Origin of the sequence: Paenibacillus sp. An7, assembly GCF_009870785.1 — a bacterium.
Lineage (GTDB): Bacteria > Bacillota > Bacilli > Paenibacillales > Paenibacillaceae > Paenibacillus.
This window is the reverse complement of record NZ_WTWX01000003.1, coordinates 220,791-234,715: the sequence shown is the minus strand read 5'-3', so window position 1 is coordinate 234,715 and position 13,925 is coordinate 220,791. Positions and strand designations below refer to the sequence as shown.

The window sequence follows — 13,925 nt, the reverse complement described above, 5'->3', positions numbered from 1 at the left end:
CGGAACACCGCCCTTACTTGATCGTTCTGATCAACCGTTTCGTACCTTGCAAATCCGTTGGACGTGGAGCGCCTACCCCGAACATCGCTGTTCGCAGTTCAAATTCTACTTGGTGAAGCCGCTGATGAAGTGCTTCTTCTGATTCGACAGCGGCTCCAAGGAGTGATCTTCCAAAACCAACAAGATCAGCACCGAGTGCAATCGCTTTGGCTGCATCGACACCGGAGGTGAGCCCGCCGCTTCCAATCACTGCTTTCCCGGGGTTCATCTGCCGTACTTCGTTTATACATTCAGCTGTAGAGATTCCCCAATCTACAAAGGCTTCTGCCGCTGCTTTTTTCATCATATCTTCATTTCTAAACTTCTCTACTTGAACCCAGCTTGTCCCGCCGGCCCCTGCAACGTCAACGAAAGAAACTCCCGCATCATAAAGTCTGGCTGCTGTCTCTCCATCAATTCCCCAGCCTACTTCTTTGACCCCAACAGGTACAGAGAGTTCCCCGCAGAGCTTTTCTATCTTCTTCAAAAGCCCGCTGAAATTCGTGTTTCCTTCCGGCTGAAAAATTTCCTGCAGACCGTTTAAATGAAGTACAAGCATGGATGCACCCGCGATATCAACCGCCCGCTGACATGCTTCTTTGCCAAACCCATAGTTCAGCTGAACGGCTCCGAGGTTCGCAATAATGGGAATCGTGGGCGCAAACTTTCTCATAGAGAACGAAGCGGCCAGTTCTTCTTTTTCAACCGCTGCCCTTACGGAACCCACACCAAAAGCCCAGCCTCTTGCTTCAGCAACCGCTGCCAGGCGTTCATTAATCTTACCTGTCGCCCCGCTTCCGCCTGTCATAGAACTGATAAGAAACGGTGTGCGGAGCTCTTGTCCAAGAAACATCGTATTCAGCTGAACATCAGCAAAATCAAGCTCAGGCAGTGCTGCATGCCGAAACCGGTAAGATTCAAATCCAGCGGTTATTCCCTGTGCATTCACGTCTTCGTTAAGACAGAGCCGGACATGTTCTATTTTCCGTTCGCCGGTCGGCACTTCAGGCAGCAAATGCTCGCCAACCCCCTGAAAATCTTGATCCTTATGTAATTGATTATCTCGTCCCACTTCCCGCATATCCCGTCTCCTTTACCCATTCCATTTCAAGCTAGATAGAGTCATTATACCTTATAAATAAGGTTCTCGCCTTGTTTGACAGCACAGCTTGCTCCGCCTGTCCTTACGTTTACCTTGTGTTTACCTAGATATGCTCTAACGAGCAATCTCCTCCGCTACGAGCCTTCCCGAGCGGGTGACAATAGGAGTTCCTCCTCCTGGATGCGTTGTCCCTCCTACAAACCATAATCCTTCTATATCTTTGGAACGATTGGACGGTCTTGTGAATGTTTGTTTCGGATTGTTGGAAGAGATTCCATAGATACTGCCCCGGTAAGCAAGGGTATCACGCTGAATATCTTCTGGAGTGTAATGACTCATTACGTCAGCTCGTTCCAAACCTGTCACACCAAGCTCTGCAAGCCGCCGGATCAGTTTACCCTGATAAGCAAACGACTCAAGCTCCCAATTCCATTCCTTTGATACATAAGGTGCATTGGCAAGAATAAACAGGTTGCTGCCCCCTTCTGGTGCCATTCCCTGCTCTGAATACCCAGAGTAACAAAGATATAGCGTCGGATCTTTAGGAGCTCTCTTTTTACTAAAAATATCCGTGAATTCCGCTTGATAATGGTCTGGAAAAAAGACGGTATGATGAAGAAGCTTGTCATACTGCTGCTGTATGCCTGCAAGTGTGACAAACCCTGATAGGGAGGGCTCATACTGCTCAATCTTTCGATTGTTCATTGATGGGCGCTGTGATTCAGGAATCAGCAGCTGATGAATACTAAGTACATCCCCGTTAGCGATAACAACGTCTGCTGTATATTCGTCCCTGTCCGTCTCTACTCCAGTAATTTTGTTGCGTTGTGTCTTAATTCTCTTCACTTCTTCTCCGGTCCGAAAGATAACCCCTTTCTCCCGCGCGAGCTTCTCCATTCCAGACACCAGGGAGTACGTACCTCCTTCTACGCCATATACCCCAAGTTCTGCTTCCACATGAGCGAGCATGGCGAAGATGGAAGGTGCTTCATAAGGCGAAGATCCAACGTAAGTTGCGTATCTGCCGAACATTTGGAGTGTATTTGGATGCGTGAAATAACGCTGAAGCAGTGTATTCAGCTTCGTCACGGGTCTGACACGCAGTAAGCTTTTTAACATCGATACATTATATTTATCCTGGGGACGAATCATCAGCTGCCCAAGGAATTTCTGATTTGCTTCCCTATAAAGCGCTTTGGACTCATCCATAAAGGCATCGTAGTTTTGTGCGTCTTTTGCGCTGTATGCGGCAATCTGCTCTTTCATAAAGGCACGATCGCTAGACAGGTCTACCGTTGTCCCGTCAGCAAATACATTTCTTGTCCTTGGCTCGAGATCATACATTTTCACATAGTCTTCCATCTGTACACCAGCCAGTTCAAACACTTCCCGAAAAACATGGGGCATCGTAATGGTGCTCGGTCCTCGGTCAAAATAATAATCGCCAAGCTGAATTCGCTGCAGTTTTCCGCCCGCATGTTGCTGCCGCTCAATGATCGTCACATCCCTACCTAAGGTGGCAAGACGTATAGCCGAAGACAACCCGCCGAATCCAGCTCCAATAATAACTACCTTTTGATTGTTCAATGATAGTGCCTCCCTTTCCACACATAACCTTTACCGGTAACGGCTCCAAGCCAGGATGAGATACCAATGGCAATGACAAAAAGAATGCTGACTGGGTGAAGTAAACTTAACCAGAACGGATGGCTTCCTGTAAGATCAGCCACTCTTTTCACTAGCATTCCTAGTAATGTCCCCACCGCTCCCAAAGCCATTGCTTTAAAGTCACCAGTAAACATTCCAATCAGAAAACTGATTGGCGGGAGAAGATAGAGAGCAGCATACATCACAAGAACCCCCGCTAAAAGAAAACCACTGCGCCCAAGGCCCTCGTACATATTTTTCTTATATCCGTTCCATACCTCAGCTGCATTCTGGTACATCCTTGTGCGAGTATGGCGATGAACATCAGCCAGAGTAACCGGATGACCTGCTTTTTTCACCGCACGGGCAAGCTGCATATCATCCAGCAAATCTGCCTTGATTGCTTCATGCCCTCCTGCTGCTTTATAGGTATCTCGGTGAATAAACATAAACGCACCGGTAGCCGCAACAAAACGAGGATTCTGCGAACCTCTCACTAGCACAATAGGCAGATGACTGATAATCGTAAATTTCATCATAGGTACGACCAGTTTCTCCAGCCATGTGACTGTTATTTGGCGGGGGAAGCCCGTAACAAGTCCTTTTTGCTGAGCTTGCGCGGTGGTGAGCACCGCGGTTAGTGCCGTTTTTTCTAATCTGACGTCGGCATCCATATACAGCCACCACTCTCCGGTTGCCTGCTGAGCAAGCTCATGGCATGCATAGGATTTGCCCATCCATCCTGAGGGAAGTTCCTTGCCTTCCAGAATACGAAGACGGTGATCTTTTGTCGCCAGTTGTTCTAGAATCTCACCGGTTTGATCTTCCGATCGGTCATTGAGAACAATGACCTCCAGCTGTATGCCCTCTGTATCCGCAGCCAGCACACTTTCCACACAATCTTTAATATGAATCTGTTCATTCCGCGCAGGAATTAGAACAGAGATTTTCGTCTTTGTCGTCTTTGCGTCCCTATTGATGTGAGATAGGCGAGTGTCTTTCGAGCGCTCTACGATGTGATCTGCAGTACAATCTTTGTTATCATCCGGTACGCCAAGGAGTGGAAGCTTGGTCCGGTTCCAGAGGGAAAAGACCAGCTGAACGGCAAGAATACCGCAGAGGATCAGCAGCAGCGTGTGAACAATATTCATGATTCATCCCCGCTTCCGTACAAAAACATGATCAAAATGTTCACTTGTGGAACGTCCTGATTTCGTTAGAGGTTGATATCGCATGGGACGATTATCTTCAGCCTTCATTACCTCTACTTTTTGACTGTCTAGTTGTTCTACCATTACGGTCTCAAGCCTGTTCGTAATTAATCTGCTGTCCATCATTCCCCAATTGTCCAGCAGCGGAGGACCTGCCATCATCAGCGCTTCCGGCTTGTCCTGTCCATACATCCCGTGTACTAGAGTTACCGGTATGACAGCAGCATCCGGCACCCGTCTCAGCAAAACTCCGATCCCACGCTGAAATGTAAGTGGACGCAGATCTTGATGCATGATTTTTCCCTGTGGATACATCCATACCCGTTTTCCAGCACGTAATAACTGCATTGTATATTCAAAGGAAGCCTTCACATCAGAAGCAGACTCTTTGTTGATCGAAAAGGCTCCTAATTTGCGAAAAAAGGTAAACTTTTTGAGCTGTTTCTCTTCCATCATGACGTAGTGATCATAGGTCGTAAGTTTACGAAAAGCGTGATAAGCCAGCAGACCATCCCACCACGAACTGTGATTCATGATATATAGCACAGGTCTGCCCTCTACGAGCGAAGGGTCTAGATCACCGGTGAAACCGACATATCTAAACCGCCGCTCGAGCAGGTATTTTTGATGATAATGAAAAAACATTTGATCAAAAAGCCGAGACTTGTTTGCGGGCAGCATACTGATGTCTCCCTTCAGCAAGCAATATACCGAGTGCAGCGATCATGGCACTGCCATAGAGTCCGGCTTGAACGGCAAGTAATCCAAACAGCAATATAAACGTTTGGTATAGAACCTTTGCTTTTCGCTGAACAACAGGATCATTCGGGATGGGCGGAATAAAGAGTGACAACAGGCCTCCCATGACAAACCAGCTTACAAAATTGGTCCACGGAACCCCGTAAAATCCACCAGCAGCTTCCCAGCTCCAAAATTCTCGGTGATGAGCTACTGGATCAAGTACCAAGTCCATCATAAGTGCCCATGCTCCTGTCTTTACGGCTCTTATTCCTTTGCTCTTCCAGCCGGCTCCTCCCCCGCTGAGAAGGGCTGAATTTCCAACCACAGCGATCCAAGCAAATCCGAGCGTAAAAGGAACGGCAAACAAATGAGGTCCAAATAAATAGGAATAATGATAGGATCCAAACGGCCAACCCGTATGGACCCCGACCCATTCAACCCCCATTCCCCCAGTCCAGATAACGACTGCCATCATCCAGAATCTTGGTTTCTTCCACCAACTGACTGACTGGTCGGACAGTTGATTTTTCACGTCGTTACTAAAAATAAGATCAACAGCACATAGTGCATATAAAATAAGAAATATCCCATTTGAGAACGAGAGCGCATCGGGGACGCCGATCGTTAATAACAAAACCGCTCCAATACTGTACCAAATCCAGTAAATAAGCTGAACCATTAGGATACCGCTGCTTTCAGTCCTTCTCCTATTAGAGCAGGATATCTAGAAGCTACTTCTAAAAACAGTTGCATCTTCGTTTCATCATCTACGTAGGCCCGCTTTGTGAACACATCATACTCATTACTCTCCACTGCTTGTAAGATCGAGGCATAATAGGATGATGCGAGTTCAATGGCAAAGCCGCTTACTTGAGGATACGTTCCTATATCGGATAATCCGATTTCGAATAAGTTTAGTGCCCTCTTTCTTAATTCGGTAAGCAAAGATATAAACCGTTCATTTATAATTTGGTTATGAAAATCTTCTTCTGTATAGCCATGAGCTTTCATCATCTCTAGTGGAAGATAGCGGCGGCCTCTCCTTTGATCTTCCCCCACATCCCGAATGATGTTCACAATCTGCATTGCTTTGCCTAGTGCAATCCCTGATTCCATAACCTTTATTCCGCTGTCATCGCGAAGCACGGGGAGCAGCATCTCACCAACCGTCCCTGCAACCAAATAACAGTAATGCTCAAGCTCATCTACCGTAGAATACTGAGTCAGGGTTAAGTCTGATAATTGTCCATCCATTTGTCTGAAAAATGGGGCTTTTGACAACATGGGAAACGTATCAAACAACCAGCGAAGTGCCGGCCATATAAAGTGACCCTCGGCTTTTTCAAGCGCGTGTAAATGTTCCCTCAGCTCATGAATTGAATAAGGAGCCTTCTCTGGTTCATCTACGCTGTCATCGATGATCCGGCAGAATGCGTATATCACAAATACGGCTTCACGCCTGGGACTCGGTAAACCATAAAAAGCATGATAAAAAGAAGTCGAACCTTTCTTGATCATTTCCTCACAACGTTCGAATATCATTTCGTTCATGATTTCAACTCCTTTATTAATTGATTAACTGCCAGCTTCGCGCCCTGCATCACGATGGGAACTCCCCCGCCTGGATGAATGGAAGCGCCTACCGCATATAAACCTTGGATCTTCGGATAAGGCTTCGGCTGAGGTCGATAAACTCCGGATTGGGACAATACCGGCGCAATGCCAAAGCTTCCTCCTCCATATAATCCATCCCGCTTGGCATCATTTGGTGTACGTACTTTTTGCCAGCGAATATTTTCTCTGAGGGCAGGGAAAGCTTTTTTCTCTGCCTCTTCAAGCACTTTCTCTACCAGCTTACCCGTTTCCTCCCCATGAGAGAATCTTTCGGCGTTCGGTACAGGTATTAAAAAATAGAGAACGCTATGACCTTCTGGTGCCGCAGATGCATCCGCATGAACGGGATTAAATACATAGAAGGAAGGATGATCAGGAAGTCTATGCTTCTGAAATACTTCTTTCATGTTAGAGACAAAAGCGCTTGGAAGGAAAAACTGATGGGTCGTTGCTTCCTCAAACCTTTTTTCTACGCCCAGATATACTAGCAAACACCCAGAAGATGCTTTGTAGGCACGTCTTTTTCGTATGTGCTTCCGATCCATCAGATCTGTAATCTGCGGGAAATCACCATTAAACAGGGTAGCATCATAATGAGCTGTTCCTTGTGAAGTCACAATTCCTTTACAGCTTCCTTCTTCTATTATCAGCGATGTAACCTCTTCACCGAAGTGGAAGACTACCCCGCGATTCTTTAACTCCTCTTCCAGTATGGAAGCTAGGGAAGCATATCCGCCTTTGAGAATCCATACGCCATATTCATGTTCTGCATAAGGCAACAAAGTATAGATACCGGGTGTCGACAGCGGTGACCCGCCGATGTATAAACTTTGCAAGGAATAAGCATCTTTCAGTTGATCACTATGGAAATAACGGCCCATTGCAGAACGCAGACTCGTATAAGCTCTCATCTGTTTTAGAAGGCCTGTCATCTCGCGAGTATAGAAATCTCTTTGCTTCGGAAAAGGCCGCTCAAGAATAGCGCTTACCCCTCTTGGAAACAGCGGGTCCATATCCGCCATAAACTGCTCAAACCCTTTGCCTTCCCCTGGGAATACACGGTTAATTTCGTCTACCTGTTCTTCCCGGCTTGACCACTTATTCAGTACTCTTCCATCTTCAAAATAAAAACGATGCATCGGATCGCAGCGAATCAGTTCCACTTTGGAACGGTCCACGCCGGCTTCTTCCAGAATACGCAGGAGCATATCCGGCAATAAAACAATTGTCGGCCCCTGATCAATTCGGTAGATCCCTTCTTCTTCGTAGGCAAGCCGGCCGCCTGTACGATGGGATTTTTCATAGATCGTCACTTGATATCCTTGGTTCGTTAATAGCAGAGCGGCTGTCAGCCCGCCAATTCCGGAGCCTACAATGGCAATCTGTTTCTTGTTCATGTCCATTGCCCTGCTTCCTTCCCTTTTTTAAAGAGGGGACGTGCGGTTTGTTTTTTTGCGTCATCCTCTTGGATTAATCCTACAGAGATTTTGGCGGATTCAAAAATGGTAGGCAAGCCGCTGCCTGGATGGGTTCCTCCGCCGACGAGATAGACACCTTCCACTTCCTCAAATCGGTTATGCGGTCTTAAATACATCATCTGCCCAAGCTTATGTGAGAGATTAAAGAGCGCTCCATTATAAATATCCAGCTCTTTTTCCCACTGGAGCGGGGTGAAAAACATCTCTTCTTCGATGTATTCGGATAAACCCGCAAGTTCCGGAATTTGTTCCAGACGATCCATCATTCTTTGCCGTATTTCAGCTCGCTGTCCATCCCAATCGATATCCGCTGTCGTATTCGGCGTTGGCATCAGCACATACAGGGATGACTTGCCTTCCGGCGCCAGAGTCGGGTCAAGCACAGACGGATTATGAACATATATGGAAGGGTCTTCTGATAAAACTTTATGCAGCGTCATCTCATCCACATTTTTACGATAATCAGCCGCAAAATGAACGGAATGATGAGCAAGGTCGATTTTCTTGTTCACGCCTAGATAAAGCATGGCACCGGAGCAGGAATACTTCATATCCTTGATTTTCTCAGGCGTGTATTTCTTCAGTACCCCAGGCTCAAACAGTTTGTTCATCGATGCAGCAAAGTCTCCATTTAGCACAACATGATCAGCCTTCACTTCTTCCCCGTTCTCAAGTAAAAGACCTTGTGCTCTACCTTGCTCCACTTGAATCTTCTGTACAGCCGTACTTGTGTGGATGGTTCCTCCATACTCCCGAATGACATCGGCCATCGCTTGGAAGATCCGATTGACTCCGCCTTTTGGATGATGTAATCCAAAATGATGTTCTATGTAGGAAAGAATCGTAAACGTTCCTGGGCAATCCCAAGCTGACATCCCTAAATATTTAGCCTGGAAAGTGAATCCCCACCGGAGCCGTTCATCTTGGAAATACCGAGAAAGTCTGCCGTAAACCGTATCTTGTAGATGAAGATAAGGAAGTGCCTTGATCGCATCTTGTTTTATGTAATCAGATAACTTGCCAAAAGGTCTGCGTAGAAGCGGCTCTACCTTTTGGTATTTAACAGATTCATCCCGCATAAAGTTTCTGTAGTTCTGTTCATCTCCGGGAAACACGCGTGCAATCTCTGCCGCTGTCTTCTCTTCATCACTGGAGGGTCTGAATACGGTATCCCCAAAATGGAGAGAATACAGCGGGTCGAGTTGCTGCATGTCCACATAATCATATAATGACCTGCCCACCTTCTGGAACATTTCTTCAAGCAGATGAGGCATCATCAAAAAGGTAGCTCCGCGGTCGAAACGATAGTCTCCAAGCTCTAGTCTCGCAGATCGTCCTCCAATCACCGCTTGTTTTTCATATATATCAACTTTATATCCCTGGCCGGCAAGCAGCATCCCTGCCGCCAACCCCCCAGGCCCAGCTCCAATGACAACAGCTTGTCTCTTGTTCTGATCATGGTTCATTGCAGACTCACCTTTCTATAATTACGGTTAGGATTAGCGGATATGATAGACAATATTCACAATCTTCCCAATATATTCATCTATAACGTTATACAAATATAATACAAATCATCGCGAGTAAAGTAAAGGTAAGACAAACATTATACAAACCTATTACACTAACTTCTTCGTTCGATCATAAAAACACCTTTTAAAAAGCAAAAAAGCACCCTCTTTTCAAAACAAAGAGCGTGCTAATATATGATTTATCGTTGCTGTTTCAAAAGTATGCTATTCCTATCTTTTCAAAAATAGATCTCCTGGATGAGATTTCGCCATATACGTTTCTGTAAACCAGTCTTGCCAATCATGAGCACTTCCTGTCATGATCCACTGCGGATACTTCGGTTTTTTTATTTTATTATATCCTTGTCCACCGAGTGCAAACTGTATATCTGGAGCATGCTTCAGGATCGTTGTTATCACATCGTCCGCTGTTTTGGCCATCTCTTCATTCGTCACCGATATACATACAAGATCAATCTTCTGATCCTTGAGAATGGGAAGCACTCCCTCGATAGGTGTATTTGCACCTAGATAAAGTACCTCTGCTCCATTCTTTCTTAAGAATAAACTGAAGAGCATTAGACCGACCTGATGATGTTCTCCTTCTGGACACATGGCCAGCACCTTTGGTAAGTGAGGATAAATCGGGAATAAATGAAAGAACTGATAAAACCGCTGAGAGATCAGCTGTGTCATATAGTGTTCTTGAGCAACCGAAGCTCGTCCTTTCTCCCACGCATCCCCTACCCGAATCAGTATAGGCACCAGCACTTGATAAAACATCGCATCGTATCCGTACATCGTAAATCCAAAATCAATCAATGCGTTTGCTCGTTCCCCCTGAAATTGAAACAAAGACTGGTAAATTTGATCTTCCATTTTCCGAAACGCATCTTCATTTCCACTCTGTGGCATAGGCTCTGCAAGTATTGCATCTGCTTTGCTTTGTTCTTCCTTATGTGTCTTTAACAAACGTACTGCATGGGAAATACTCATATGGTTAGAATCGATCTGTTCTTTGAGCCAGCGCAAATCTTCTACATTTTCTTCCGTATAGATTCGGTATCCGGAATCTGTTCGCAGGGGTTCCACCGCGTGATACCTGTTCTCCCACGCCCGCAGGGTTACGGCAGGAATACCCAACATTTCAGTAACCTGTTTAATTGAATACAAAAGGCATTCACTCACTCTCTTCTATCATCCGGTCCGTACCTTAAGGAGAAGTCTCCTTAAACATTCTACAAAAATAGTACATTCATTATACACAAACCAAAATTTACTGTCGATAACCCTCACTTTTCTATTCTTGTATACAGGAAAAGGACACTGCTTCAACAGGTGTATGTTGGTGTTAATAGAGTTCAGGCTACCTACTTACCTACTTATGTATGCCTGTGTACATATCAACTAATCGACTTGAAGGGATGTTTCGTATGAACAAGCATTCTAAAAATTATTCCCCGTCCTCTTACCCTATAAAATCAGCGACCAAAAAAAATAGGCCGGTAAAGAAATTCATCTTTTGGTTTTTACTTGTTAATATCGTTTGGCTTGCTGCCGTTGTGGTCTATCAAATGAATAAACCTCTGCCTGAGGGTGTCGCTTTTGAAGGTCAGGTCCATCAAGTAGAGGATGTTGACTTCATAACAGACCTTACCTACCCTTCCTCAAATGGAAAGATGGAACATGAGCAGCAGATTATTAAACGCATGGAGAAGATTGTGGACGAAGCGCAGCAGTTCCTAGTCATTGATCTATTTTTATTTAACAATTACCAGCATACCGATCAGAAATTTCCCGAAGCGAGTGAACGATTCACGAACCTGCTTGTAAACAAAAAGAAAGAGAACCCGGAAATGGAAATTGTCTTCATTACAGATGAAGTAAATACCAATTACAATTCTCATCCAAACGCACTGCTCGAGCGAATGAAGCAACATGGAATACGGGTTGTTATTACGGATGTGGATTCACTTCGCGACTCTACACCGCTGTATTCAGCGGTATGGCGCACCTATTTTCAGTGGTTTGGACAGTCCGGTAACGGATGGCTCCCCAATCTCATGGCAAGCGATGGTCCTGATGTTACATTACGGTCTTATCTGAAACTCTTGAATGTAAAAGCCAATCACCGAAAACTGGTAGCCAGTGAGAAAAACGCGATTGTGGCCTCGGCTAATGTACATGACCCTAGTATCTATCACTCTAATATTGCCTTTGAAGTCAGCGGGAATATCATAGGAGATATGCTCAAATCCGAACAGGCGGTCCTCAATATTTCAGGCGGAGGACAACTCCCGGCCTTTACTCCTTCTCATGAAGACGTGCAAGGTCCCATCAGAGTTCGTTACCTGACCGAAGGGAAGGTTGCTGAATACGCAGTTAACCTCATCAATGAAGCGAAAAAAGGAGACACCCTCTGGATGGGCATGTTCTATCTGGCGGACCGTGATATCAAATCAGCACTGCTTGAGGCTGCTTCACGGGGAGCAGCGGTAAAACTGATTCTAGACCCAAATGAAAATGCGTTCGGTCAGAAAAAAATAGGAATTCCCAATCGCCCCGTTGCCCAGGAACTCACAGATAACTCAGAGGGGAACATTGAAATCAGGTGGTACAATACCACCAAAGAACAGTACCATACCAAACTTCTGTATCTATCGCGAAGCAGCGGACCCCAGCTGATTTTGGGAGGATCAACTAATTTTACGCCGCGCAATCTAAATAATTATAATCTGGAGAATGATCTTTATATGGAAGCTCCCGGAGACAGTAAACTCGTTACCCAAATGAATCAATACTTTGAGCGTCTGTGGACGAATGAGGATGCCGAATTCACTCTTGATCTAGCCGAATATAAGGATGATATCCCATTTTTCAAAGATATGTTATATAAACTGCAGTACTCTCTTGGTTTCACTACGTTCTAACTCATCTTTCACTAAAATAAGGCGATAACCCGCTATGTATGTCACTTGTTCATATGTCTACAGTCTAGAACCCGCTGTGAAAGCGGGTTTTTGTTATGTTTGTCCAGATGCTATGCCGGTCAATATGAGCTAAGAGAAGGTTGACAACGACATACTGTTGTGAAAAAATACATTAAACTAACGATCGTTAGGTAGGTGATAGAAAATGAGTTCAACCTCTATTAAACAAGTGGCTCTAACCCAGTTCGCTCGTGAAGGGTACGAAGGAGCTTCGCTACGAAAAATCGCCGAGGAAGTCGGGATTAAGAAGCCTTCTATCTATGCGCATTATAAAAACAAGGAGGATTTATTCCTTCATGTCGTACGCTATGTATTCGGGCTGGAACGCAGGAGAATCCTTACCTTTTTTCAGGAGCAAAAAAATCTTGGAACACCACTGGAGCTTAGGCTGCGAGGATTACTTGACTGGATTCAAGAAGAATTTGAATCTCAAGATGCAGGCAGATTCCTACTCCGGATGTCTTATTTCCCTCCTCAAGCTTTATATAGGGAAGTCATGGATATTGTATATCCCTTCTTAGACGGGCTAGAGAGAACACTCGCCAAGTTTATTGCATCAGAAGCTTGGGACGGCGAGCTTTCTCAGGAAGAAGCCATGCAATTTGCCATTGCCTATATGACACTGATTGATGGGATATCCGTAGAGCTACTCTATGGGGACTCGGCTCGTTATCAAAAGAGGCTTCAGGCAGCTTGGCCTATATTTTGGAAAGGAATTATACATCAATTCGAGAAAAAGGAGTCTACATCATGAATCGCTACTGGTTATTTGTTGTGCTTGGAGGGGTTATTGAGGTCCTATGGGTATCTGGTCTTAAGCACGCCTCGACCCCGCTGGAATGGATTGGAACCTTATTATCCATTGCGGCTAGCTTCTGGCTTATCATTGAAGCGTCCAGAAAACTTCCAGTCGGCACCGTATATGCCGTATTTACAGGTCTCGGTACAGCAGGGACCGTTATAACTGAAATGCTCCTATTTGGGGAACCCTTCCGTATCACAAAAGTTCTATTGATCGCGCTTTTGCTTGTGGGAGTGATCGGACTCAAGCTGGTTACGGACGAGTCTTCCAAGGCAGAGTCTTCGTCTCCACAAGGAGGTGCTGTCTAGATGGCATGGTTAGCAGTCGTTCTCGCAGGAATGAGTGAAATTATTGGAGTCATTGGGATTAAGGGACTTACGACAGGGAAAGGCAAAAAATATCTGCTGCTCATGGGGCTTAGTTTCCTCCTCAGTTTCTCTCTTCTTTCTTATGCGATGCAGACCCTCTCCATGGGTACAGCTTACGCCGTATGGACAGGGATTGGTACCGTAGGAAGTACACTTGTCGGTATGTTCATATTTGGTGAACCCAAGGAAGCCAAACGTTTACTATTCATTACCATGATTCTCTGTTCCGCTGTTGGACTGAAACTTATTGGCTGAACTTTCGTATCATAGTAAGGCACAAAAGCCAAAGTGAAAAGGAAGCCTTCTGCTGACTTTTCATTCTTGGCTTTTCTTTATATTCCCTCCTGTTATCCTCGTTATCTCCCCACCCTTACCTACAGCGTAAAGTTGTATCGCCCTCTTAATTAAGATATAATTTCCAT

General features: G+C 45.3%; 13 protein-coding genes. 4 read left to right on the top strand and 9 right to left on the bottom strand.

The window, feature by feature from the left end; all coding sequences use genetic code 11:
- Window positions 1–13: 13 nt before the first annotated feature.
- From fni to GQY27_RS06270, 9 genes are all read right to left on the bottom strand, one after another.
- Window positions 14–1,120, bottom strand: coding sequence for a type 2 isopentenyl-diphosphate Delta-isomerase (gene fni / locus GQY27_RS06310; protein WP_160032699.1), 1,107 nt, complete (start codon window positions 1,118–1,120; stop codon window positions 14–16).
- Window positions 1,121–1,255: 135 nt separating this feature from the next.
- Window positions 1,256–2,728, bottom strand: a complete 1,473-nt coding sequence (locus tag GQY27_RS06305; protein WP_236570508.1) for a phytoene desaturase family protein — start codon at window positions 2,726–2,728, stop codon at window positions 1,256–1,258.
- Window positions 2,725–3,939 carry a glycosyltransferase family 2 protein gene (locus GQY27_RS06300; protein ID WP_160032697.1) on the bottom strand — a complete coding sequence of 405 codons (1,215 nt, stop codon included), beginning with the start codon at window positions 3,937–3,939 and terminating at the stop codon, window positions 2,725–2,727. Before GQY27_RS06300 ends, GQY27_RS06305 begins: the two co-directional genes overlap by 4 nt.
- A gap of 3 nt (window positions 3,940–3,942) precedes the next feature.
- Window positions 3,943–4,680 (bottom strand): lysophospholipid acyltransferase family protein, encoded by a 738-nt coding sequence (locus GQY27_RS06295; protein ID WP_160032696.1) that lies wholly within the window; start codon window positions 4,678–4,680, stop codon window positions 3,943–3,945.
- Window positions 4,649–5,419, bottom strand: coding sequence for a carotenoid biosynthesis protein (locus GQY27_RS06290; RefSeq protein WP_160032695.1), 771 nt, complete (start codon window positions 5,417–5,419; stop codon window positions 4,649–4,651). Before GQY27_RS06290 ends, GQY27_RS06295 begins: the two co-directional genes overlap by 32 nt.
- Window positions 5,419–6,291 (bottom strand): phytoene/squalene synthase family protein, encoded by an 873-nt coding sequence (locus tag GQY27_RS06285; protein WP_160032694.1) that lies wholly within the window; start codon window positions 6,289–6,291, stop codon window positions 5,419–5,421. Before GQY27_RS06285 ends, GQY27_RS06290 begins: the two co-directional genes overlap by 1 nt.
- Window positions 6,288–7,757 (bottom strand): phytoene desaturase family protein, encoded by a 1,470-nt coding sequence (locus tag GQY27_RS06280; protein ID WP_328802961.1) that lies wholly within the window; start codon window positions 7,755–7,757, stop codon window positions 6,288–6,290. The genes GQY27_RS06285 and GQY27_RS06280 overlap by 4 nt, the downstream gene beginning before the upstream one ends.
- Window positions 7,748–9,298 (bottom strand): phytoene desaturase family protein, encoded by a 1,551-nt coding sequence (locus GQY27_RS06275; protein ID WP_160032693.1) that lies wholly within the window; start codon window positions 9,296–9,298, stop codon window positions 7,748–7,750. The genes GQY27_RS06280 and GQY27_RS06275 overlap by 10 nt, the downstream gene beginning before the upstream one ends.
- Before the next feature lie 276 nt (window positions 9,299–9,574).
- Window positions 9,575–10,516, bottom strand: a complete 942-nt coding sequence (locus GQY27_RS06270) for a MerR family transcriptional regulator (protein WP_160032692.1) — start codon at window positions 10,514–10,516, stop codon at window positions 9,575–9,577.
- A gap of 260 nt (window positions 10,517–10,776) precedes the next feature.
- On the opposite strand from GQY27_RS06270, the gene GQY27_RS06265 reads away from it, so the two are divergent.
- The 4 genes from GQY27_RS06265 (at window position 10,777) to GQY27_RS06250 (ending at window position 13,758) form a co-directional block, all read left to right on the top strand.
- Window positions 10,777–12,273, top strand: a complete 1,497-nt coding sequence (locus tag GQY27_RS06265; protein WP_160032691.1) for a phospholipase D family protein — start codon at window positions 10,777–10,779, stop codon at window positions 12,271–12,273.
- 205 nt (window positions 12,274–12,478) lie between these two features.
- Window positions 12,479–13,087, top strand: a complete 609-nt coding sequence (locus GQY27_RS06260) for a TetR/AcrR family transcriptional regulator (protein WP_160032690.1) — start codon at window positions 12,479–12,481, stop codon at window positions 13,085–13,087.
- Window positions 13,084–13,443 (top strand): DMT family transporter, encoded by a 360-nt coding sequence (locus GQY27_RS06255; protein ID WP_160032689.1) that lies wholly within the window; start codon window positions 13,084–13,086, stop codon window positions 13,441–13,443. Before GQY27_RS06260 ends, GQY27_RS06255 begins: the two co-directional genes overlap by 4 nt.
- Window positions 13,444–13,758: a DMT family transporter gene (locus GQY27_RS06250; RefSeq protein ID WP_160032688.1), complete on the top strand. Its 315-nt coding sequence runs from the start codon at window positions 13,444–13,446 to the stop codon at window positions 13,756–13,758.
- Window positions 13,759–13,925: the final 167 nt, after the last annotated feature.

Coding starts and splice junctions, on each gene's coding strand:
- GQY27_RS06250 (WP_160032688.1), top strand. CDS start 13,444: ATGGCATGGTTAGCAGTCGTTCTCGCAGGAATGAGTGAAATTATTGGA.
- GQY27_RS06280 (WP_328802961.1), bottom strand. CDS start 7,757: ATGGACATGAACAAGAAACAGATTGCCATTGTAGGCTCCGGAATTGGC.
- GQY27_RS06295 (WP_160032696.1), bottom strand. CDS start 4,680: ATGCTGCCCGCAAACAAGTCTCGGCTTTTTGATCAAATGTTTTTTCAT.
- GQY27_RS06265 (WP_160032691.1), top strand. CDS start 10,777: ATGAACAAGCATTCTAAAAATTATTCCCCGTCCTCTTACCCTATAAAA.
- GQY27_RS06300 (WP_160032697.1), bottom strand. CDS start 3,939: ATGAATATTGTTCACACGCTGCTGCTGATCCTCTGCGGTATTCTTGCC.
- GQY27_RS06275 (WP_160032693.1), bottom strand. CDS start 9,298: ATGAACCATGATCAGAACAAGAGACAAGCTGTTGTCATTGGAGCTGGG.
- fni (WP_160032699.1), bottom strand. CDS start 1,120: ATGCGGGAAGTGGGACGAGATAATCAATTACATAAGGATCAAGATTTT.
- GQY27_RS06260 (WP_160032690.1), top strand. CDS start 12,479: ATGAGTTCAACCTCTATTAAACAAGTGGCTCTAACCCAGTTCGCTCGT.
- GQY27_RS06290 (WP_160032695.1), bottom strand. CDS start 5,419: ATGGTTCAGCTTATTTACTGGATTTGGTACAGTATTGGAGCGGTTTTG.
- GQY27_RS06255 (WP_160032689.1), top strand. CDS start 13,084: ATGAATCGCTACTGGTTATTTGTTGTGCTTGGAGGGGTTATTGAGGTC.
- GQY27_RS06285 (WP_160032694.1), bottom strand. CDS start 6,291: ATGAACGAAATGATATTCGAACGTTGTGAGGAAATGATCAAGAAAGGT.